This window comes from Candidatus Blochmannia sp. SNP (genome assembly GCF_036549215.1).
Lineage (GTDB): Bacteria > Pseudomonadota > Gammaproteobacteria > Enterobacterales > Enterobacteriaceae > Blochmanniella.
Window position 1 is genome coordinate 569,734 of sequence record NZ_CP144371.1, and the last position, 21,785, is coordinate 591,518.

Genomic DNA, 21,785 nt, shown 5'->3' on the forward strand with positions numbered 1-21,785 from the left:
TGTTTATTAAAAAAAATTGCATAAATACATTATTTGTTACAATCAGTCACATAAGAAAATTTAATAACATCAAAAGTAATATTTTAATACCAATAAATCTACATTAACCACAGAAAATTATATATACATATAATTTTCTGTGGTTAATGTAGATTTATTGGTATTATAGATTATAAATAAAATATATATCTTTTATCTCAAAATGATATATATAAAGTAATTATATTCGATAACGCATAATTATTTTTGTTAATTACTAATAGTAATTAGATCATATCTATAAATTAACTAGTTGGTTCCTCCAACAGTAATTTTATTTAATTTTATTGTTGGCTGACCTACCCCGACTGGTATACTTTGTCCGTTTTTTATACATGTTCCTACTCCTTTGTCTAAAGATAAATCATTTCCAACCATAGAAATATTTTTCATTATTTCTATTCCTGATCCTATTAAGGTGGCTCCTTTTATAGATTTTGTTATATAACCTTTTTCAATTAAGAAGGCTTCAGATGCAGAAAATACAAATTTTCCCGATGTAATATCTACTTGCCCACCATCAAAATTTGATGCATATATCCCATAATCTACACTGTTAATAATTTCTTCAGGCGTTGATTTTCCTGCTAGCATATAGGTATTAGTCATGCGTGGCATAGGTAAAGTAGCATACGATTCACGTCTGCCATTTCCTGTTGAATTGCATCCCATTAGTTTAGCATTTAATTTATCTTGCATATATCCTACCAGAATACCGTTTTTAATTAAAATATTATATTGACCAGGAACCCCTTCATCGTCAATAGTTAAGGATCCACGTAATTCTTTTAGTGTTGCATCATCCACTATTGTACATAATTCAGATGCTACTATGCTCCCGATTTTGTTAGTAAATATAGAGCTACCTCGTCTATTGAAATCTCCTTCTAGACCATGGCCTACTGCTTCATGTAATAAAATACCGGGCCAACCTGATCCTAAAACTACTGTCATAATCCCTGCTGGTGCTGCTATAGATTCAAGATTAATTAGCCCCATTCGGACGGCATCTTTTGTCCAGTGATCGGCTTTTGTTTCTCCTTCTATAATAGAGTTAAAAAAATCGTATCCAAATCTTCCACCGCCACCACTTATTCCTTGTTCTCGTTTGCCGTTCTGTTCTACTTGTACCAATATAGATAATCGAACTAATGGTCGAATGTCAGCGGCTAAAGTACCATCCGTAGCTGTTACTAAAATTTGTTCATAAACACCTGACAAATTGGCATTAACTTTTTGTACCCTAGAATCAGTAGTTCGCGCTATTTTATCTATTCTCATTAATAATTCAATTTTTTCTTCTTTAGATACGCTAGACAATGGATTTATACAGGAACATATAGGCGGGTAAGAATATTGATGAGTAGAACAAATATATTTGCGTCTAGGAGTAACAATAACAGTGTTATTATGGTGACGTTCATTGGTAATGCTAGTAGCAGCTTTCATGCTACATATTAATGCATCTAAAGTTAACTGATCGGTGTAAGCAAATCCTGTTTGCTCACCTGTAATTACTCGTATGCCAGCACCTTGATCTATAGCATAAGATCCAGATTTTATAATACTATCTTCAAGAGTCCATGTTTCATGAAAACACGATTGAAAATAAAGATCCGCATAATCCACTTGAAATTTTTCTGTCATATTTAACAAATATGACAGATCGTCATGTTGTAATTTATTGGGTGTGAGTAATTGTTCACTAACAAGGTCTAAATTCATATCACTCCTATTGATACTATTAAATTAATGTTTTATCTATATAACCACAATTTATTTATGTATTAAAACTTCACATTATTGCATTTTTTATCAATTTTTAGCATAACTTGTTTATTAAATATAAACTTTAATTTTTAATTTTTAATTTAGTTTATGCATTTAACTGCGATGTTTGAACATGTCAGTTTTGTATCAGTTGGAATATCTTATTTTAATTAAAACACATAAATTTTATTTTCAGTATACTGTATTTTTGACAGATTAAATAACATTTTTAAAAATATTGTTATTAATTAAAATGATTAAATATACACATGTGTATATTTAATCATTTTAATTAATATTGTTATTAATTAAAATGATTAAATATACACATGTGTATATTTAATCATTTTAATTAATATTTTAAACTATTAATATTTATAATTTGATAAGTTAATATCTATTTTATATAGATTAATTTTAAGGATTGTTTTTTTACAACAAAAATTCGGTATTTAGTTACTACTTAATAGTTGTTTCAATAGTATTTCAAGTAGTATTATTATTTATTAACAATTAATTTATAACGTTTAAGTAATTAAAAATTTATTTTTATTAAAAAGTATATAATTAATTCGACAATTTTATAATTCTTATAAATTATTAGTTATGTATTAATTCCGACGGATTTTGCGCATTAAAAGAATTAAAAATGGCCATGATCCTCCATCTAATAAACAATTCCAAAATATTTCTGGTGTAGTAATAAATACTTTAATCATTAAAAATTTTACTAAAAATATAATACTTTGATTAATAAATGAAAGAAATATAACAATAAAAGATTGTCGCCAAATAGATACATACTTAAAGCAGTAAATATTTCGTGTTGCTAAATACGCAAGTATGCTTAAAGATAAGGAGTGCATCCCTAAAGTAGATCCCAGAACGATATCTGTTATTAATCCTAAAGTAAATCCAGTGCCTATGCTTACCTGATTTGGGAGTACTGTGATCCAATGAATTAATAATATCATTATCCAAGATGGTTGCATCCACCATATTTGTGGGGAAAAGGGAATAATTTGTAATGTAATCGCAACCATAAAGGAACTATACACCATCCATAGTTTATAACTATAAAATTTATGCATTTTTATGCATTACTTTTATTTAAATATTTTTAGATTCAATGTTATTACTACTCCCAAATTAATATTGCATATCGTAAGCATTGTAATTTAACTGTCGGATGTGCCCGAATGATAGTAAAATCTTGCTCTGGTTTTACCATTATGTTGGATACTATTGCTACTGGATATCCTTCTGGAAAACGCCCATCTAAACCGGATGTTACTAATATATCTCCAATGCATATATCGAGATTCCCTGAATATTCTGCGCGTAAATCTGTGTTATATCCGCAACCCATTAAAATAAAGCGGATATTGTTTCGTTTTATTTGTACAGGTAAAGCATGTGCAGGATTACAAATTAACATAACGTGGCTACTAAATGTATTAGTAGAAACTACTTGTCCTATTATTCCTGTATCCGTGATAACTGGTTGTCCTATATAGACATCATTGTTTGTTCCTTGACTTATAATAACTTGATTGTCATATGGATCTGTGTTAATAAAGAGAATTTTAGTAATTATTTTTCGTTTATTATAACATAGTGGAGAATGAAGCAATTCACGTAATTTTATATTTTCTTGTTTGTATTGATCTATTAATAATAATTCACTATTTTTTAAAAATAATTCTTGACGTAATGTATGATTTTCTAATATTAATTTATTAGACTCTTTTAATATTTTTGAAGTATAATCAAATATATAGCGTGGTTTATCGCATAAGATATAAAGAAAATAAATAGAATTTTCTACGTAGTTTTTAAATCGAAGGAACATATTTAATTTTCCATCAGCAATAATTATAATAATAGACATGATGATTGCTAAAAATAAACGTAACTCTAAATAAGGAAATTTATTACTTATAGTGCTATACATAAGATTAGTACCTTTGATTCCAATGATATGCATTTAATACATTACAAAGGAGATATAATTTTCATTTATATGATTTTATCAACTGAAAATATATAATTCTTTCATAGTATTAAAATTATTCTTCACTAAATAAATCCCGACCGTGTACATCGATCATATCAAGAGCCTTACCGCCACCTCGTGCAACACAAGTAAGTGGGTCTTCTGCTATTACTACAGGAATACTGGTTTCTTTTATTAATAGGCGATCAATATTTTTTAATAATGCCCCTCCACCAGTCAATACCATACCATATTCAGAAATATCAGATGCTAATTCTGGCGGACATTGTTCTAACGCCGCCATAACTGCGCTAACAATACCAGTTAATGGTTCTTGTAACGCTTCTAAAATTTCATTGTTATTTAGCACAAAACTCCGTGGTATACCTTCTGCTAAATTTCGTCCACGTACTTTTATTTCACGTAGTTCATCATCTAAATATGCAGAACCTATAGTATGTTTTATTCTTTCTGAAGTTACTTCTCCAATTAAGGAACCGTAATGGCGTCGTACATAACTAATAATTGCTTCATCGAATCGGTCTCCTCCAATCCTAACGGACGAGGAATATACTACTCCATTAAGTGAAATTACTGCGACTTCGGTAGTGCCTCCTCCAATATCTACTACCATTGATCCAGTAGCTTCCGATACCGGCAATCCTGCTCCAATAGCTGCTGCCATAGGTTCTTCTATTAAAAAAACTTCACGTGCTCCTGCTCCTTGCGCAGATTCACGTATAGCTCTACGTTCAACTTGTGTAGCACCTACCGGGACGCATACCAATACTCTAGGACTAGGCCTCATGAAACTATTACTGTGTACTTGTTTAATAAAATGTTGTAACATTTTTTCAGTAATAAAAAAGTCAGCTATTACTCCGTCTTTCATAGGACGAATAGCTGCAATGTTTCCTGGGGTGCGTCCTAGCATTTGTTTAGCCGCATATCCAACAGCGGCTACACTTTTAGGCATGCCCCCCCGATCTTGTCGAATCGCGACAACAGAAGGTTCGTTTAAAACAATACCTTGACCTTTTAAATAGATAAGAGTATTAGCAGTGCCTAAATCAATAGATAGATCACTAGAAAATATACCACGGAATTTTTTAAACATAATAATTACAAATAATATTATTAAGTTTTTTTAAATTATCCATTTGCACAGATCCTCTTGAAGAATGATGAAAACAAAATAGCCATACAATACTGATAAATATATTTATGGTTTTTATACTAGAGGTATAACATATTATTCAATTTTTTATCTATTTAAATAATATGATAATATTTTAATTATATTGAAATACTCTATATTATATATGATGTAAATAGACTACATTATAAATATAATTTTACATATATATTGTAAATTATGCTGCATAATATTTACAATAGTGTATTAATATTATTTTATATATATTAACTGTAATTAGGATAAAACAACGATTGTACGTATATATTGAAAATATTATCACTTGAGATTATAATAGTGGGGTTCAAAAGAATAAGCTTTCTTCATGTCATATAATTATACAATAATTATCATTATAATTTAATAAAAAGTTAAAAAATGATGATCCGATCATGTGTTTGTTAGTGTTGTTAGTCTTCTACCTTGTAATACAGCAGATCAAAAAATTATTTGATTATATAAATAGTAATTGTTTTTATAGTAATATTTTATGAATAACTGAAAAATTATTTTATATCATATGAATAAACATTAATTGCAAGTTACGTATAATATAATTAATTTTATTAGTGATGATAGTATATTTTATATTTATATTTAATGAGGATACGTGAGTGTAATGATAAGTAAATTTCGTATTTTGTTAATAAATGGACCCAATTTAAATTTATTAGGTACGCGTGAACCACGCATGTATGGTGATGAAACCTTATCGGATATTATTATAAGTTTGTATAAAACATCTGATTCTTTAGGTATGCATATGGACCATTTTCAATCTAATGCAGAACATGAATTAATTAATTATATACATAACAGTTATAATAATGCAGATTTTATAATAATTAATCCTGCAGCTTTTACTCATACTAGTATAGCGTTACGAGATGCAATTTTGTCCGTAGACATTGCTTTTATAGAGATTCATCTTTCCAATATATATACAAGAGAAAAATTCCGATATCGTTCATATTTATCTGATATTGCTCTTGGGGTAATTTGTGGGTTTGGAGTACATGGATACCATTTTGCTTTACATATGGCGTATAAATATTTGTCTAAAAAAATTAATAAGTAATATATCAAACATAGGTTTAGGTTTGTTATGGATATTCGTAAAATTAAAAAATTAATCGCATTGATTGAATCATCTAATGTTTCTAAATTAGAGGTTTATGAAGGAAATAAAATAGTACGTATTACTCGCTCTGTGTCCAATATATCATCTTCTTCAACGTGTTTACCTATCACAAAGAATTCAGAAAACCCAATATGTACTTCAAATATAGAAACGCACTATAAAGATATTAAATTAATAGACAGTGGACATGTTATACGTTCTCCAATGGTAGGTATTTTTTATATTACTCCTAGCCCAGATTCTGATCCGTTTATATCAATAGGACAGACAGTTAAAGTTGGAGATACTTTATGCATTGTTGAAGCTATGAAAGTTATGAATCAAATTCAATCAGATAAATCAGGTATAGTAAAAGCAATTTTACTTGATAATGGGCAACCAGTTGAATTTAATGAACCGTTACTTATCATCGAATAATGAGAATAGAATGTTAGAGAAAATTGTCATTGCAAATCGAGGGGAAATAGCATTACGTATTTTGCGTGCGTGTAAAGAATTAGGAATAAAGACAGTAGCTGTATATTCAACTGTAGATCGCGATTTAAAACATGTGCTTTTAGCAGATGAAACTGTTTGCATAGGCCCTCCGCCTGCAATTCATAGTTATTTAAACATTCCAGCTATTATTTCAGCTGCAGAAATTACTGGGTCATCAGGAATTCATCCTGGTTATGGATTTTTGTCAGAAGACGCTAACTTTGCAGAACAGGTAGAACGCTCTGGTTTTGTTTTTATTGGACCATGCTCAGAAACTATCCGTTTAATGGGAAATAAAATATCTGCCATAGATATTATGAAAAAATCAGGGATAATGACGGTTCCAGGTTGGAGTTATGAACTTAATAAAAATATAAATGGCAACGTTTCTAATTTTTCATATCAGAACTTACATATTAATTATCCAATTATTATAAAATCTGCTCATGGAGGAGGAGGCCGTGGTATGTGTGTGGTTAGAAAAGAATCAGATTTACAAGATGCTATACGTATGATGCGATTGGAATCAAAAAATATGTTTAATAATGATACTATTTATATAGAGCAATATTTGGAAAATCCAAGGCACATAGAGATACAGATTTTATCTGATGGTAAAGGAAATATAATTTATTTTACAGAACGTGATTGTTCTATACAAAGAAGACGTCAAAAAATAGTAGAAGAAACTCCTGCATTAGGTATTAGCTCTGAAATGCGGCAATGTATAGGAGAAAGTTGCGTGCAGGTTTGTTACGATATTGGATATCGTGGGGTAGGCACATTTGAATTTTTATATGAAAATGGTGAATTCTTTTTTATAGAAATGAATACTCGTATTCAAGTTGAGCATCCGATTACAGAAATGGTTACCGGAATAGATCTCATTAAAGAGCAATTAAAAATTGCTTCTGGATATGCATTAGATATTAAACAACATACTATTAAGTCTGTAGGACATGCTATAGAATGTCGTATAAATGCTGAGGATTCTCATAGTTTTATACCTAGTTCGGGACGTATTACTAGGTTTCATGCGCCTGGAGGGTTAGGTGTACGTTGGGAATCTCATATTTATTCTGGATATTCAGTGCCGTCTTATTATGATTCAATGATAGGAAAATTAATTTGTTTTGGAGAAACACGTGATATAGCCGTTGCTCGTATGAAAAATGCATTATTAGAATTGATTATTGATGGTATTAATACTAATATTGAATTACAATTAAAGATTGTGACTGATGAATCCTTTCAAAAAGGTAATAATATGAACATTCGTTATTTAGAAAATAAATTCAATATATAGATTAAAATATATGGGATGACTTTTGTCTTGTATAGGTAATTATTGGTTTTAATTCTAAATAAGAGAGGGTGCGCCGCGTCAAAATTAAAATATAGGGGAATAATAATATAATTAAATAAATCAAATAGAATGCTAAAAGCAGATTATAAAACAGGTTATATTATTTTTGTATCTTTATCATATTTGGTAGGAATGCTAAGCTTTTTATAATCCAGGTTGCTATATTCTTAGATCTTTTTGTTGTTTCTTTTCCGCTGCATACTAATACGTTAGTCCCAATACCTGCTGCTTGTCCTGCTAACATATCATTTTCAGTATCTCCTACCATATAAGAATTAGTCATATTGATATTGAAACGTTGTTTTGCATCTAATAACATGCCTGGGTTAGGCTTGCGGCATAAACAGGTTTGTTTAAATTTTTTTATTATTCCTTTTGAATGGTGTGGGCAAAAGTAAATAGCATCTATGTGTACATGGTATAATTCCAGACAAAAAATCATCCATTTTGTTAACAATAAAAAATCGTTTTTAGTAAATAAACCCCGTGCTATTCCAGATTGATTAGTAACTATAATTAAAAAAAAATTCATTCTTTTTAAAGTTATCATTGCATCTATAACATTTTCAATAAAATGAAAATTATTAATGTTATGCACATAATGTTTATCTAGATTAATTGTACCATCTCGGTCCATAAATATAGCATTATTCATCTTTGTGTTTTATATATATTTTGTAGTTACAGATGTGTGTTTAATAAATATCGTTAAAAAATTTATATTATTCTAATTCTAACGTATAATTATGTATTCTACTTTAGATTAATGAATGACATGGTATACAAATATTTTATTATAAGTATATTGTTATATTTATTTTATAAAATAGTGAAATTTTGTAACCAAACGTCATAGTATATATAAATATATTATTTTTTTATTGTCTGTTGTTATTAATAATAATAATAATAAAATCTTTTATATTAGGCAATGATCATGCGTACCAGTCAATATTTGTTAGCTACTCTTAAAGAAGCTCCTAAAAGTTGCAAAGCAATTAGTCATCAATTAATGTTACGAGCTGGGTTAATCCGTCAAGTATCATCTGGTCTTTATACTTGGTTACCAACCGGTCTACGTGTATTACGAAGAATAGAAAATATCATTCGAGAAGAAATGAATAAAATTGGTGCCATTGAAATATCTATGCCGATAGTGCAACCTGCAAAATTATGGAAAAAAAGTGGTCGTTGGATAGAGTATGGTACAGAATTGTTACGTTTTAAAAATCGTAATAATCGAGAATTTGTATTAGGTCCAACTCATGAAGAAATGATTTCTGAAATTATTTGTAAAGAAATAATGTTTTATAAACAGTTTCCACTAAATGTATATCAAATTCATACTAAATATAGAGATGAAGCGCGCCCTAGAGCTGGAATACTACGTGCTAGAGAATTTATTATGAAAGATGGATATTCTTTTCATGTAAGTCAAGAATCTCTTCAAAGTACATATAATAACATGTATGAAATATATCATACTATTTTTAATCGGATTGGATTAAATTTTTGTGTTGTTCAGGCTGAATCCGGTAAGATCGGAGGAATATTATCTCATGAGTTTCAGGCATATTCTGAAAATGGTGAAGATAACGTAGCAGTACCCATAATACTTGACAATTCGGGTGATTTTAAGTTAAAGAATAACGCTTCTCCTATTAAGATACAGCCAAAAATATCGATAGAAACCATGCGATTAATAGAAGCTCCTCATGTTAGTTCTGTAGAAGAATTAATCAATCAATTTAATTTGTCTATACATCAAGTTGTGAAAACGATAATTGTACGTGTTAAGAATAAATATATAAATAATTCTTGTTCTTTGTTAGGATTAGTAATTCGAGCTGATCATCAGATTAGTTATAAAAAAATTGCGATGATTCCAGAAATATCAGTTCCTTTATCTTGTGTTCATCTAAAAGATATTCATGTACTTACCGGGGCACATCCCAATTTGTTGGGGCCTATTAATTTATCTATACCATATATTGTAGATTATAATGTAGCTGTAATGAGTGATTTTGTTGCTGGATCTGATATGAGCGGTAAATATTTTTTTGGAGTTAATTGGAATCGTGATATACCTCTCCCAAGAGTAGCAGATTTACATGAAGTGTTGCACAATAATTTATATGTTAATGATAATAATATGTTATTAGTTCATAACTGTATTGAGATAGGACATATTTTTCAATTAGGACAAAAATACTCAAAATTAGGGCTTAGTTATATAAAAAAAAATAATAAACATAATTTAATAGCAGAAATGGGTTGTTACGGAATAGGGATTACTCGAATTATTGCTGTGATTATCGAACAAAATCATGATAAAAACGGAATTTTATGGCCGGAAGCTATAGCTCCATTCAGATTAGCTATCATACCAATTGATATGTATCGCTCTGTTAATGTAAGAAATATTACAGAAAAAATTTATAAGCAACTTTTATTTTTTATAGGGATGGATATATTAGTTGATGATCGCAAGGAATATCCAGGAACAATGTTTGCTGATATAGACTTGATTGGAATACCACATATTATCATTATTAGTGATCGTTGTTTAGCTAATCAGGAAGTAGAATATAAATATCGTAAAAAAAATGAGATAAAAAAAATTAAACTTGAAACATTAGTACAATATTTGGTCAAAAAAATTGTTTACTTATGAATGTTTTATGAAGACTTAATAAGAAAGCAGTATTTACATAAAAATTAGATTTTAGTAATGTTAAAAACATGTATGTTATCTATGATAGTGGTAATTTAGTCAATATCGGGTAATTTATGTATTAAAAAATAAATAAGTTTTTGTATTCTTATACTAGTAGGATTTATTATTTCTGTTGTAATGAATCATAATCCATCTTATTTAAGATAGTAATTAATACTATTTCTGAAAATTTTATAAGAGACAATATCTTCTTGTAACCAAGATATTTTCCATGATATATTATTTTCGTTTGTGATCCTCCCGTTTTTGGTAATAAATACCCCTATGGCGGTAATTAAGATTTTATTATAAAACAATAAAGGAATACGACTTCTTAACCATGGAGGTATTTTTAATTCTTGCCAAATTTTTTTTAAGCTCCGACCACGATTTCTACCTATGATATGCAATAATCCATCTACATGTCCAAAAATAATTGATATTTTTTCGTCAGATTTTGGAGCTCGAATAAAACAATGTGTTAATATTCTTTTAGAGTTTTTAGGAATATTAGAAGTGTTTAATGGAAAATTTATATTTAAGTTAGGATCTAATATATCTTTAGATAAAGATTCATTAAATTCTAATGGTTGATATATTAACATGCCTAAGTTATTCGGTAATGATATTGTGTTATGTATTATTTTCCAAGATAGTTTAATTCTATTTAAAGAAGATTTCATACTTATTGGTAAAATATATAACTTTTCCCGAAAACGACGACATAAGCATGTATCTAATTGTAATATTGGAGCCGAATCTCTTCGGCTTAATACTACTTCTTTCCAGATGCGATTTATAAGTTGATAAGAAGGCATTTTTATAGAAAAATTAGCCAACCAACGACGTAGTAAAGCTTGTCTTTTTGGTATACTACATTGGAATAATGGTCTAAATAATAAAGAATCATCTGATATATCAATTAATTTCTGCAAAAATTCTGACAAAAATTCATTTAATAAATTTTCTTGGTCTCTGCATAACTGTGCAGTACGAGCAACAACTTGATTAAAACAAGGCCAACGTTGATATAATGATGGTAAAATTTTTGTGCGTAAAAAATTACGGTCAAAACGTATATCTGTATTAGTGTCGTCTTCAACCCAAGTAAGATTCTTTTTATGAGCATATATTTCTAATTGTTCACGAGAACAATCTAATAAAGGCCTTAATAATTTATGCTTATTAGCATATAAAGCATTTTTGGTTATCCCACTTAATCCAGCTGGGCCACTTCCTCTTTTTAATGCAAGGAATAAACTTTCTACTTGGTCATTCATGTGATGTGCAGTTAAAAGTGTTTCTTCTGAATTTAAATGATTATATAGGTTTTTATAACGAAGATTTCGCGCTAATTCTTCTATATTTCGTTGTTTATTTTTTGAATTATAATAATTAATATAAATTATAGAAAAAGGTATGTTTCGTCTTTTACATTGTTCAGAGCAATGATTGGCCCAATTATCGGCATAGTTACTAATACCATGATGTACATAAATTGCTCGAAAAATTAATGGAGACGATATTAAGTTGTTAGTATTGTTTTTTAATGTTGTTAAAATATCTAGAAGTACTGTAGAATCTAGGCCGCCACTGTAAGATAACAGCAATTTTTTATGTCCTATAAGACAATTAGTTACTTTATGGTATAACTCATAACCTTCTGTAAACTTATTTATTGCAAACATGATTTTTATTAATATTGATTATATAAAGTAGTGATAGTTTAATAATTGTAATAATGTAGATCTATCAAATATTAAATATTTGATAGATAATTTATATGCATTACGGATATTATTAAAAATTAACAATACCCGTAATGCATCAATCTGTTATATCGTCGATTTAATAAATCTTTTTCTTTAAAAGAATCTAATTCAGTTAAATCTAATAATAATTGTGTTTTTAATGAAATAGATGTAGTGAGTATATCTCTATGTGCCCCGCCTAATGGTTCAGGGATCACATTGTCAATCAGTTTAAGTTCTTTCAGTCGGAAAGCAGTAATACCCATTGCTTCAGCAGCAATAGGGGCTTTTTTAACATTTTTCCATAAAATCGATGCGCATCCTTCTGGAGATATTACAGAATATGTACTATACTGTAACATATTAACTTTATCTCCAATACTTATGGCTAAAGCCCCTCCGGACCCACCCTCTCCGATTACAGTACAGATAATTGGTATTTTTAATATCGACATTGTACGTAAGTTTTTAGCTATTGCTGCAGACTGACCGCGTTTTTCTGCGCCTATTCCAGGATAGGCACCTGGAGTGTCAATAAAAGTAATAAGGGGAATTTTAAATCGTTCTGCCATTTTCATAATACGTAGTGCTTTTCGATATCCTTCTGGGGCGGGCATACCAAAGTTTCGTTTAATTTTTTCTTTAGTATCGCGCCCTTTTTGATGTCCAATAATCATGACTGGACGAGAATCTAGTCTTGCTATTCCTCCTATAATAGCTTTATCATCTGCATATACTCGATCACCAGATAATTCGTCAAAATCATTAAATACGCGTTCTATATAATCTAAAGTATATGGACGTTTTGGATGTCGTGCTAGTTGGGCGATTTGCCAAGAATTTAAGTTAGAAAAAATTTTTTGAGTAAGATCGATTTTTTTTGAACGAAGACGATTAATCTCTTCATTTATATTTATTTCTAATTTTTTATGTGGATGTGCTATCGATGCTAAAGAATTAATTTTTTCTTCTAAATCTAGGATAGGTTTTTCAAAATCAAGAAAATTTAAACCCATAAAATTCCTGTTGTTAAATTAATATAATTCTAATTTGACTTGTTCATCTCCAATAAGATTACGTAGATCATTTAGTAATTGATTAGTCAAGGTAATATACCATGTTTTCCCACAATGTAATCTTATTTGCATACCATTTTTTTGATAAAAAAAATATATTGGTAAAGTTCCAAATTTATTTTTTTCTAAAAAAATACGGATATTAGTTAATAATTGGTTATCAACTTGTTTGTTGTTTAATATAATAGACAAACTGCGTGCGTTTTTTTTATAAATATCATTTATGTCTTTTAATCTGTGCGCGATTATTTTATAGTAACTGTGTATCTTATCAATACTGATTATTCCCGTAACAAATAAAAAATTATTTTCTTTTAAACAATATTGATATTTATTAATTAATTTTTCAAATATCACTATTTCTGATCGACCTGAATAATCTTCTATAATACAAAATATAGTATGTTTACCTCGTTTGTTTAATTTTGTTCGTATTGATATAATCAAACCAAAAACATGTATGACTTTGTTGGTTTTTTCTAGTATAGCATCTTTTATCTTGATGGTATCAGGTATACAGTGTTGTATTATTTTTATGTATTGAACAGTAGGATGATTAGTTAAATATAACCCTAGAGCTTCTTTTTCTTTTTCTAATAATAGTTGATTAGACCATTGTAGTATGGTTTTATTATATGTAGATACTATTTTAGTACTTGTATCTAAACATATTTCGAATATATCTGTTTGTCCGCTATATTTATTTTTAATATCTTGATTAACGCGTTTTAATACGTCATTAAGGGACGCTATTAGTTTTGAGCGATGTATTCCAAAAGAATCAAAGGCTCCAGAGAGAATTAATTTTTCAATTATACGATGATTTATTTTTGTATTATCGACACGAATGCAGAAATCAAATAATCCTTTAAACTTACCACCTTGTTTACGAGATGTTATTATTGCCTCTATAGAAGTTTTTCCTATGCCTTTTATGGCTCCGAATCCATAGACAATTTCTTTATTTTCATTGACGTAAAAATAATATTGACTTGAATTGATATTTGGTGGTAAAATTACGAGGGTCATTTTTTTACATTCACTTATTAGATGAACTATTTTATTTAAATTGTCCATATCAGAACTTAATGCTGCTGCCATAAATTCAGAAGGATAGTGTGTTTTTAACCATAATGTTTGATAAGATATTAAAGCATATGCAGCAGAATGAGATTTATTAAATCCATAACCAGCAAATTTTTCTACAAGATCAAAAATCTTCATTGATAATGAAGTATCAACCCCATTTTTTATAGCACCTAAATTAAAAAAAGAACGTTGTTTAGCCATATCTTCTGGTTTTTTTTTACCAATGGCACGTCTTAGTATATCTGCTTGTCCTAGCGTATAACCTGATAATACTTGTGCTATTTGCATTACTTGTTCTTGATATAGAATAATTCCGTAAGTTGACTCTAATACTGGACGTAGAGATTCATGTTGCCATTTAGAATCGGGATAAGAAATAGTTTCATATCCGTGTTTTCTGTTAATAAAATTATCTACCATACCTGATTGTAATGGACCAGGTCGAAATAATGCAATTAATGCTATTAAATCTTCAAAACAGTCTGGTTTTAATTGTTTAATTAATTCTTTTATACCGTGTGATTCTAACTGAAATATTGCAGTAGTTTCTGAGGATTGAAGCATGTGGAAGCTTTTTTGATCATGTAATGATATTGAGTATATGTCAATAGCAGCGAGATTATGTTTAAGATATGTATTATTAATCATTTTTAATGCACGATTAATAATAGTTAAAGTACGTAAACCAAGAAAATCAAATTTTATTAAACCAATACGTTCAATGTCATCTTTATCAAATTGAGTCATTGAGCGCATATTGTCATTGTCATAATATAAAGGAGAAAAATCGGTAATTTTTGTTGGCGCAATTACTACTCCTCCTGCATGTTTGCTAACATTTCTAACAATACCTTCCAATTGACGAGCCATATCTATTAATGTTTTAATATCTTCATTGTTCTTATAAAGTAATTCAAGTTGTGGTTCGATAGAGAAAGCTTTTTTTAGTGTTATTCCGGGCTCTAATGGAATTAATTTAGCAATACGATTAATAAATGTATAAGAGTGGCCCAATACACGTCCTACATCACGAACCACTGCCTTAGCCGCCATGGTCCCAAATGTAATAATTTGAGACACAGAATCTGATCCATAAGTTTCTGAAACATGGTCGATTACTAAATCACGGCGTTCCATACAAAAATCGATATCTAAATCAGGCATAGATATACGTTCTGGATTAAGAAAACGTTCGAACAATAAATCAAATTTTAATGGATCAAGTTCTGTAATTTCTAAAGCGTAGGCTACTAATGAACTAGCACCAGATCCTCTTCCGGGCCCGACTGGAATATCATTATTTTTAGCCCATTTAATAAATTCCATAACGATTAAAAAATAACTGGGGAAGTCCATATTATTAATTACTTGCAATTCATGTTTTAATCGCAGATCATATGCTTTTCGATTAGTAAGACGTTCTTTAGCTTGTGGAAACAAAAAAATCAAGCGTTCTTCTAATCCTTTTTCTGCATGCATGATAAGAAAGTCTTTAGCAGACATAGATCCAGTAGGAAATTGTGGCAAAAAAGATTTATCTAAATTAATAGTAAAATTACATCTGTAAGCAATTTCTACACTATTTGTTAAAGATTCTGGTATATCAGCAAATAATTTACACATTTCTTGTTCATTTTTCATAAATTGCTGTGTACTATATTTACATAATTTTTTAGTTTTATCCAGTACGGTACCATTATGTATAGCCACACGGATTTCATGTGCTAAAAAGTCTTTTTTATTAAGAAAACGTACATCGTTTGTGGCTACTATCGGCAATCCTTTGATTTTTGATAGTTCTATTGCTAATTGTAAGTAAGATTCTTCATGTTGACGATCAGTTCGCGTTAATTCTAAATAATATCTATTTGGGAAATATTTTGTATAAAAACATATACATTGTTCTATCTTTGATTTTTCATTTCTTAACAAATATCTGCCAATATCTCCTTTATGTCCTCCAGAAAGTACAATTAAACCGTTATTATGTTCTACGAACCAATGGCGTTTAATTGTGGGAGTAATATTATTATTTTTGTTTTTATATGCTTTTGAAATGAGTATAATTAAATTATAATAACCTTGTTTATTGGCTACTAAACATGTTAGTTCACTGGGTTCATCACTGATGATGCCATCTTGTATTAAAAAATCAGCCCCAATAATTGGTTTAATGCCTGCTTTATGAGCGTAATCATAGAATTTGATGAATCCAAACAGATTATTAAAATCAGTAAGAGCTAATGCAGGCATCTGAAGGACCGCTGCTCTTTTTATTAATTTATTTACTGTAGCTAACCCATCAATCATGGAGTAATCACTATGTACATGTAAATGAATAAAACGTGGTTTTATCATAGTTCATAATTTATTATTAATAATACATGTTAGATTTATCTAAATAAAAGTTATTTTTTGATGTGAAAAATTTTATGTTTTATAGGCGCGAAACTTTTTCGATGATGCGATATAGGACCATATAATTCTAATTGATTTAGGTGAAAAGCAGTAGGGTATCCTTTGTTTTGAGCAAATCCATATTTTGGATATTGTATATCTAACATAACCATGTCTTGATCACGAGTAACTTTAGCTATAATAGAAGCCGCGCTTATAATTGGGATTTTAGAATCTCCTTTTTTAAAGCACTGATAAGGTGTTTCTATAAATTTTGGAGCATGATTTCCATCTATTAAAATCAAATCTGGTTTAATAGATAAATTTTGTACTGCTCGCTTCATTGCTAACAATCGAGCTTGTAAAATGTTAAAACGATCAATTTCTGCAGCGTTAGAAGATCCAATACTCCAATCTAATGAATTTTGTATAATATTTTTATATAAATTAAGTCGCTTATTGTTATTTAGTTTTTTAGAATCAGCCAATCCAAAAATTGGTTGTGTTGGGTGTAATATCACTGCTGCAGCTATTACTGACCCAACTAATGATCCACATCCTGCTTCATCTACGCCTGCAATTAATTTTAATTTTTTTGATAAATAGTATTTTTGATGTGTCATAAATTTTTATATCTATGTGTTCAATAATATTGTTGTTACTTAATTAATCTCAAAACAGCACGAGCTGCTTGTTCATCTGCGTTATATTTAATACTGTAATGTAATTGTTTAAATTTTTTTTGCAACATCATACGTTGATTGTCATCATAATTTAGTAAATTAATTAATGTTTGTGCTAAGTTTTTAGGAAGACAGTCGTTTTGAATAAATTCTTTTACTAATTCATAACCTGCTAATAAATTAGGTAATGATATCCAGGGGATATTTATTAAATATTTAGCTAACATAAATGTTAGGGGATGCATGCGATAAGCTACAACCATTGGACATTTGACTAGCATGCATTCTAAAGTTGCTGTGCCAGCAGTGACCAAAGAAATATCTGCTGCCATTATTATTTCCCATTTTGTTGTATTATTTAGTATACGATATTTAACTGATGTTGATGCAAGCTTAATAAATTGTTTGATAGATGTTTGATTAGCTAATGGTACTAAAATTTCAAGATTGGGAAAATGATTTTTTAACAATTTAGCGCATTCCAAAAAATCATGAGTTAACATTTTAATTTCTTTGATTCTACTACCTGGTAATAATGCTAAACAATATATGTCACTCGGAATTCCTAATTTTTGACGGGCAGAGATTTTATCTGGATTGAGTGGGATTTGATCTGCTAACGAATGTCCAATGAATTGACATGGTATATTAAAATGATCGTATATTTTTTTTTCAAATGGAAAAATAGTTAAAATATTATCGGTTGCTTTTTTAAGTGCAAAAATACGGTTTTTTCTCCATGCCCATACTGATGGACTAACATAATGAATTGTATGAATTCCATATTTTTTCAAACGAGTTTCTAATGGAATATTAAAATCTGGAGAATCAATACCCACAAAAACATCAGGCTGTAAGTTAAAAAATCTACGAATTAAATTTCTACGAATATGTAATAATCGTGGTAGTTTCATAATAATTTCAGCTAATCCCATCACTGATAATTCTTCCATATTATACCAAGATTTCATATGTGCAGCTTGCATGTAAGGACCACCAATTCCAAAAAAACATACTTTTTTTAGGTATTTTCTTAATGCCCGAATTAATCCTGCCCCTAACATATCTCCAGAAACTTCTCCTGCTACTATACCTATAATAATAGTACGATTGCTCATAGACATTGTTAACGAATAATTCCTCTTTGAGAATGTATTAAAAAATCTACAAATTTATTGATGATGGGATGTTCAATGGCTAATAGTTTTAAAGCTATTTTGGCTGATTCAATAGTTTTGTTACTGCGATATAGTATTTTGTAAGCATCTCTAATAGCGTGTACGGAAGAACGGCTGAAACCTCGTCGTTTTAATCCTTCAATATTTAATCCGAAAGGTGTTGCGTGATTGCCTTGAGCTATTATGAATGGGGGAATGTCTTGAACTACGCCAGAACATCCTCCGATCATAACATGAGTTCCAATGAGGCAAAATTGATGAATTGCGGTCATCCCTCCGATAATAGTGTGATCATCTACTCTTACATGACCGCCTAAAGTAACGTTATTGGCCATGACACAATGATCTCCTATCATACAATCGTGAGCGATGTGTACATTGATCATAAATAAATTACTATTTCCTATTTTAGTAACTTGTTTCCCTTGTATAGTACCGCGATGAATAGTAACGTTTTCTCTGATTTTGTTATAGTGACCGATTTCTATGCGCGTGGGTTCTTTTGCGTATTTTAAATCTTGATTTACTTCTCCAAGAGAAGCAAATTGATAGATTTGATTGTTTTCTCCAATTTGAGTGATTCCATTAATTACAATATGAGATTTTAGTACAGTTCGCGCTCCTATTTCAACTTGTGCGCCAATAAAACAAAATGGCCCAATATACACATTATCGTGGATGATAGCTCCCTTTTCTATTATAGAACTAGGATGTATAATGGCAGATTGCTTAATCATCAGTTTAAATTTCCTTTCTACGAGCGCACATCATTGATGCTTCACAAGCCATTTCTTTATTTACTGTAGCAATGCCTTTAAATCGTGCAATACCACGTCTTTCTTTAATAAATTCAACATCAAGTATCATTTGATCGCCAGGTTGTACTGGGCGCTTAAATCGAGCTGAATCGATGGCAGCAAAATAATATAATTCTCCTGGAGCTAATTTACCTGTACTTTTGAAGGCTAAAATACCTGTAGCTTGAGCCATAGCTTCTAAAATTAATACTCCAGGGAAAATAGGTTTTCCTGGGAAATGACCTTGAAAAAATGGTTCATTAAAAGAAACATTTTTTACTGCTCTTAAAAATTTTCCTTTTTCAAAATTTAGTACACGATCAACTAATAAAAATGGAAATCGATGTGGTAAAAGTTCTAAAACTTCTTCAATATGCAAAATACAAGTATTAGTCATCAAGATTTTTTATTCCTGTTTAAGATAAAAAGTCGCATTCATAACGTTTATCCTGTTAATCCTAACAGGATAGAGAATAAACTGCCCTAATTATCTTAAAAAAGTTATAGGCACAGTAGTTTTTTTAATTTTTGTTCTATGGTTTTCATACGTTTATGTATATTACTAATTCGCATGATCAATGCGGCAGTTTTCCACCATATTGTCTTTGGCTGAACAGGAATCCCTGATGAATAAATACCAGGTTGTGTTATTGGTTTCATTACCATGCCCATCCCAGTTACTGTAACTTTGTCACAAATATTAATATGACCATTGATAACACTAGCTCCACCTATCATGCAGTATCGTCCTATAGTTAAGCTTCCTGCCATAATAACGCCGCCTGCTATCGCAGTGTGCGCGCCAATTATAACATTATGTGCAATTTGACATTGATTATCAATAATCACTCCGTTTTCAATTGTAGTATCATCTAATGTTCCGCGATCAATGGTAGTACAAGCGCCTATTTCTACGTTATTTCCAATTTTTACTTTTCCTAAATGAGGAATTTTAATCCAAACACCATGGTTATTAATGTATCCAAATCCATCAGAACCAATTATGGTTCCAGATTGTATTGAACAGCATTCACCAATTTCTACTTCATGGCATATAGTAACATTAGCCCACAACCGGGTTCCTGTTCCTATTTTAGTGTTTTTTCCTATGAAACTACCAGGTCCAATTATTATATCATCACCTAAAATTACTCCGGATTCTATAACTGTATTAGCACCGATTTTTACTCTTTTCCCTAGTATTACATCTGGGGCAATTGTTGCCCCGGATGTAATACTTTTAGTTGGTTTGGGAGTATTACTCAATAATTGTGCAATCTTGATATATGCAAGATAAGGATCTTTTACTACCAATGCCGCAATTTTACAGAAAACTAAATTATTTTTAGATAATATTACTGCTGAAGCACGGCAAGAACTTAATTGATTTAAAAATCTCTGATCTTTTAAAAAAGTTATATGTCCTATTTGTGCATTATTTATAGAAGCAACCCCAGTAATAATTATATTTTTATCGCCATATAATTTAGCATCTAACTGTAGCGCTAAGTCAGACAACCGCATTTCAATCATAATTTATCCAACTTGTTTCATTACGGAATTAGTAATATCTGTAATATGAGCGTTATAATACACTATGGCATTAGCATCTATTACTATGTCATAGTTCTCTTTTTTAGCCACATTAGATACTACATTATGAATTATATTAAGAATTTTATCTCTTTCTTCTGTTTGACGTGAATGGTTGTCTTGTTGAAATTCTTTAGCTTTATTGGAGAAAATTTCACGTTGATTTATTAATGATTTTTCTAATTCACTACGTTCAATTGCTTTCATAGTAGCGCCATCTTGTTGTAATGTTTGTATTTTCATTTGTAAATCGTGTTCCATTTTTTCTAATTCGGTAGCACGATCTTTAAATTCATATTCAAGTTGTTTAATTATTTTTGCGCGTTGTGAAGATTGTTGAAAGATATTGGAAATATTAACTATTGCAATTTTATTTGCAGCACCAACGGGATTAATTTGAATGATCCAAATAATTATACTCAATATATATGTCCACTTTTTCACTGTAAACCTCTTATTTTAATAAAATATAAAATTTATTATTTTGATGTAATATTTATTGTGTCTGTACAATATCTAAA

General features: G+C 29.6%; 18 protein-coding genes. 4 read left to right on the plus strand and 14 right to left on the minus strand.

Going from position 1 to position 21,785, the window contains the following annotated elements; all coding sequences use genetic code 11:
• Nucleotides 1-288: 288 nt before the first annotated feature.
• From tldD to VOI34_RS02385, 4 genes are all read right to left on the minus strand, one after another.
• Entirely contained in the window at nucleotides 289-1,764 is a 1,476-nt protein-coding gene (tldD, locus tag VOI34_RS02370; protein ID WP_331828268.1) for a metalloprotease TldD, read from the minus strand.
• 656 nt (nucleotides 1,765-2,420) lie between these two features.
• Entirely contained in the window at nucleotides 2,421-2,900 is a 480-nt protein-coding gene (gene mreD / locus VOI34_RS02375) for a rod shape-determining protein MreD (RefSeq protein WP_331828269.1), read from the minus strand.
• Between the two features lie 47 nt (nucleotides 2,901-2,947).
• The gene (gene mreC / locus VOI34_RS02380) at nucleotides 2,948-3,763 is read right to left on the minus strand and encodes a rod shape-determining protein MreC (RefSeq protein WP_331828270.1); all 816 of its coding nucleotides are present in this window, start codon (nucleotides 3,761-3,763) and stop codon (nucleotides 2,948-2,950) included.
• Between the two features lie 115 nt (nucleotides 3,764-3,878).
• Nucleotides 3,879-4,922, minus strand: coding sequence for a rod shape-determining protein (locus VOI34_RS02385; protein WP_250236669.1), 1,044 nt, complete (start codon nucleotides 4,920-4,922; stop codon nucleotides 3,879-3,881).
• A gap of 697 nt (nucleotides 4,923-5,619) precedes the next feature.
• Between VOI34_RS02385 and aroQ the strand changes: the two genes are divergently transcribed.
• The 3 genes from aroQ to accC are packed head-to-tail and all read left to right on the plus strand — an operon-like array spanning nucleotide 5,620 to nucleotide 7,924.
• Nucleotides 5,620-6,078, plus strand: coding sequence for a type II 3-dehydroquinate dehydratase (aroQ, locus tag VOI34_RS02390; RefSeq protein WP_331828271.1), 459 nt, complete (start codon nucleotides 5,620-5,622; stop codon nucleotides 6,076-6,078).
• Nucleotides 6,079-6,105: 27 nt separating this feature from the next.
• Nucleotides 6,106-6,558, plus strand: a complete 453-nt coding sequence (accB, locus tag VOI34_RS02395) for an acetyl-CoA carboxylase biotin carboxyl carrier protein (protein ID WP_331828272.1) — start codon at nucleotides 6,106-6,108, stop codon at nucleotides 6,556-6,558.
• 10 nt (nucleotides 6,559-6,568) lie between these two features.
• Nucleotides 6,569-7,924: an acetyl-CoA carboxylase biotin carboxylase subunit gene (gene accC / locus VOI34_RS02400; protein WP_331828273.1), complete on the plus strand. Its 1,356-nt coding sequence runs from the start codon at nucleotides 6,569-6,571 to the stop codon at nucleotides 7,922-7,924.
• A 160-nt stretch (nucleotides 7,925-8,084) separates the two neighbouring features.
• Here the strand turns inward: accC and gmhB are convergent, their stop codons facing one another.
• The gene (gene gmhB, locus VOI34_RS02405; protein ID WP_331828274.1) at nucleotides 8,085-8,639 is read right to left on the minus strand and encodes a D-glycero-beta-D-manno-heptose 1,7-bisphosphate 7-phosphatase; all 555 of its coding nucleotides are present in this window, start codon (nucleotides 8,637-8,639) and stop codon (nucleotides 8,085-8,087) included.
• Nucleotides 8,640-8,921: 282 nt separating this feature from the next.
• Between gmhB and VOI34_RS02410 the strand changes: the two genes are divergently transcribed.
• On the plus strand, nucleotides 8,922-10,658 hold the full coding sequence (locus tag VOI34_RS02410) for a proline--tRNA ligase (protein WP_331828275.1): 1,737 nt from the start codon (nucleotides 8,922-8,924) through the stop codon (nucleotides 10,656-10,658).
• 197 nt (nucleotides 10,659-10,855) lie between these two features.
• On the opposite strand, the gene tilS is transcribed toward VOI34_RS02410, so the two are convergent.
• From tilS to VOI34_RS02455, 9 genes are all read right to left on the minus strand, one after another.
• Nucleotides 10,856-12,388, minus strand: a complete 1,533-nt coding sequence (tilS, locus tag VOI34_RS02415) for a tRNA lysidine(34) synthetase TilS (RefSeq protein WP_331828276.1) — start codon at nucleotides 12,386-12,388, stop codon at nucleotides 10,856-10,858.
• A gap of 119 nt (nucleotides 12,389-12,507) precedes the next feature.
• Complete coding sequence (accA, locus tag VOI34_RS02420) at nucleotides 12,508-13,467, minus strand: acetyl-CoA carboxylase carboxyl transferase subunit alpha (protein ID WP_331828277.1); 960 nt, start codon at nucleotides 13,465-13,467, stop codon at nucleotides 12,508-12,510.
• Nucleotides 13,468-13,485: 18 nt separating this feature from the next.
• Nucleotides 13,486-16,974, minus strand: a complete 3,489-nt coding sequence (gene dnaE / locus VOI34_RS02425; RefSeq protein ID WP_331828278.1) for a DNA polymerase III subunit alpha — start codon at nucleotides 16,972-16,974, stop codon at nucleotides 13,486-13,488.
• 50 nt (nucleotides 16,975-17,024) lie between these two features.
• Nucleotides 17,025-17,636 (minus strand): ribonuclease HII, encoded by a 612-nt coding sequence (rnhB, locus tag VOI34_RS02430; RefSeq protein WP_331828279.1) that lies wholly within the window; start codon nucleotides 17,634-17,636, stop codon nucleotides 17,025-17,027.
• A gap of 35 nt (nucleotides 17,637-17,671) precedes the next feature.
• Complete coding sequence (gene lpxB / locus VOI34_RS02435) at nucleotides 17,672-18,814, minus strand: lipid-A-disaccharide synthase (RefSeq protein WP_331828280.1); 1,143 nt, start codon at nucleotides 18,812-18,814, stop codon at nucleotides 17,672-17,674.
• An 8-nt stretch (nucleotides 18,815-18,822) separates the two neighbouring features.
• Entirely contained in the window at nucleotides 18,823-19,611 is a 789-nt protein-coding gene (gene lpxA / locus VOI34_RS02440) for an acyl-ACP--UDP-N-acetylglucosamine O-acyltransferase (RefSeq protein WP_331828281.1), read from the minus strand.
• 4 nt (nucleotides 19,612-19,615) lie between these two features.
• A complete protein-coding gene (fabZ, locus tag VOI34_RS02445) occupies nucleotides 19,616-20,068 on the minus strand; it encodes a 3-hydroxyacyl-ACP dehydratase FabZ (protein ID WP_331828282.1) in 453 nt (150 codons plus the stop codon).
• Between the two features lie 104 nt (nucleotides 20,069-20,172).
• Nucleotides 20,173-21,204, minus strand: coding sequence for a UDP-3-O-(3-hydroxymyristoyl)glucosamine N-acyltransferase (gene lpxD / locus VOI34_RS02450; protein WP_331828283.1), 1,032 nt, complete (start codon nucleotides 21,202-21,204; stop codon nucleotides 20,173-20,175).
• Nucleotides 21,205-21,207: 3 nt separating this feature from the next.
• The gene (locus VOI34_RS02455; protein ID WP_331828284.1) at nucleotides 21,208-21,708 is read right to left on the minus strand and encodes an OmpH family outer membrane protein; all 501 of its coding nucleotides are present in this window, start codon (nucleotides 21,706-21,708) and stop codon (nucleotides 21,208-21,210) included.
• Nucleotides 21,709-21,785 lie beyond the last annotated feature (77 nt).

Bases quoted from the DNA above. Each gene is read 5' to 3' on its own strand.
- gmhB (WP_331828274.1), bottom strand. From the start codon at position 8,639: ATGAATAATGCTATATTTATGGACCGAGATGGTACAATTAATCTAGAT.
- accB (WP_331828272.1), top strand. From the start codon at position 6,106: ATGGATATTCGTAAAATTAAAAAATTAATCGCATTGATTGAATCATCT.
- mreC (WP_331828270.1), bottom strand. From the start codon at position 3,763: ATGTATAGCACTATAAGTAATAAATTTCCTTATTTAGAGTTACGTTTA.
- VOI34_RS02385 (WP_250236669.1), bottom strand. From the start codon at position 4,922: ATGTTTAAAAAATTCCGTGGTATATTTTCTAGTGATCTATCTATTGAT.
- fabZ (WP_331828282.1), bottom strand. From the start codon at position 20,068: ATGACTAATACTTGTATTTTGCATATTGAAGAAGTTTTAGAACTTTTA.
- tldD (WP_331828268.1), bottom strand. From the start codon at position 1,764: ATGAATTTAGACCTTGTTAGTGAACAATTACTCACACCCAATAAATTA.
- rnhB (WP_331828279.1), bottom strand. From the start codon at position 17,636: ATGACACATCAAAAATACTATTTATCAAAAAAATTAAAATTAATTGCA.
- lpxA (WP_331828281.1), bottom strand. From the start codon at position 19,611: ATGATTAAGCAATCTGCCATTATACATCCTAGTTCTATAATAGAAAAG.
- dnaE (WP_331828278.1), bottom strand. From the start codon at position 16,974: ATGATAAAACCACGTTTTATTCATTTACATGTACATAGTGATTACTCC.
- accA (WP_331828277.1), bottom strand. From the start codon at position 13,467: ATGGGTTTAAATTTTCTTGATTTTGAAAAACCTATCCTAGATTTAGAA.
- mreD (WP_331828269.1), bottom strand. From the start codon at position 2,900: ATGCATAAATTTTATAGTTATAAACTATGGATGGTGTATAGTTCCTTT.
- tilS (WP_331828276.1), bottom strand. From the start codon at position 12,388: ATGTTTGCAATAAATAAGTTTACAGAAGGTTATGAGTTATACCATAAA.
- lpxD (WP_331828283.1), bottom strand. From the start codon at position 21,204: ATGATTGAAATGCGGTTGTCTGACTTAGCGCTACAGTTAGATGCTAAA.
- VOI34_RS02410 (WP_331828275.1), top strand. From the start codon at position 8,922: ATGCGTACCAGTCAATATTTGTTAGCTACTCTTAAAGAAGCTCCTAAA.
- accC (WP_331828273.1), top strand. From the start codon at position 6,569: ATGTTAGAGAAAATTGTCATTGCAAATCGAGGGGAAATAGCATTACGT.
- lpxB (WP_331828280.1), bottom strand. From the start codon at position 18,814: ATGAGCAATCGTACTATTATTATAGGTATAGTAGCAGGAGAAGTTTCT.
- aroQ (WP_331828271.1), top strand. From the start codon at position 5,620: ATGATAAGTAAATTTCGTATTTTGTTAATAAATGGACCCAATTTAAAT.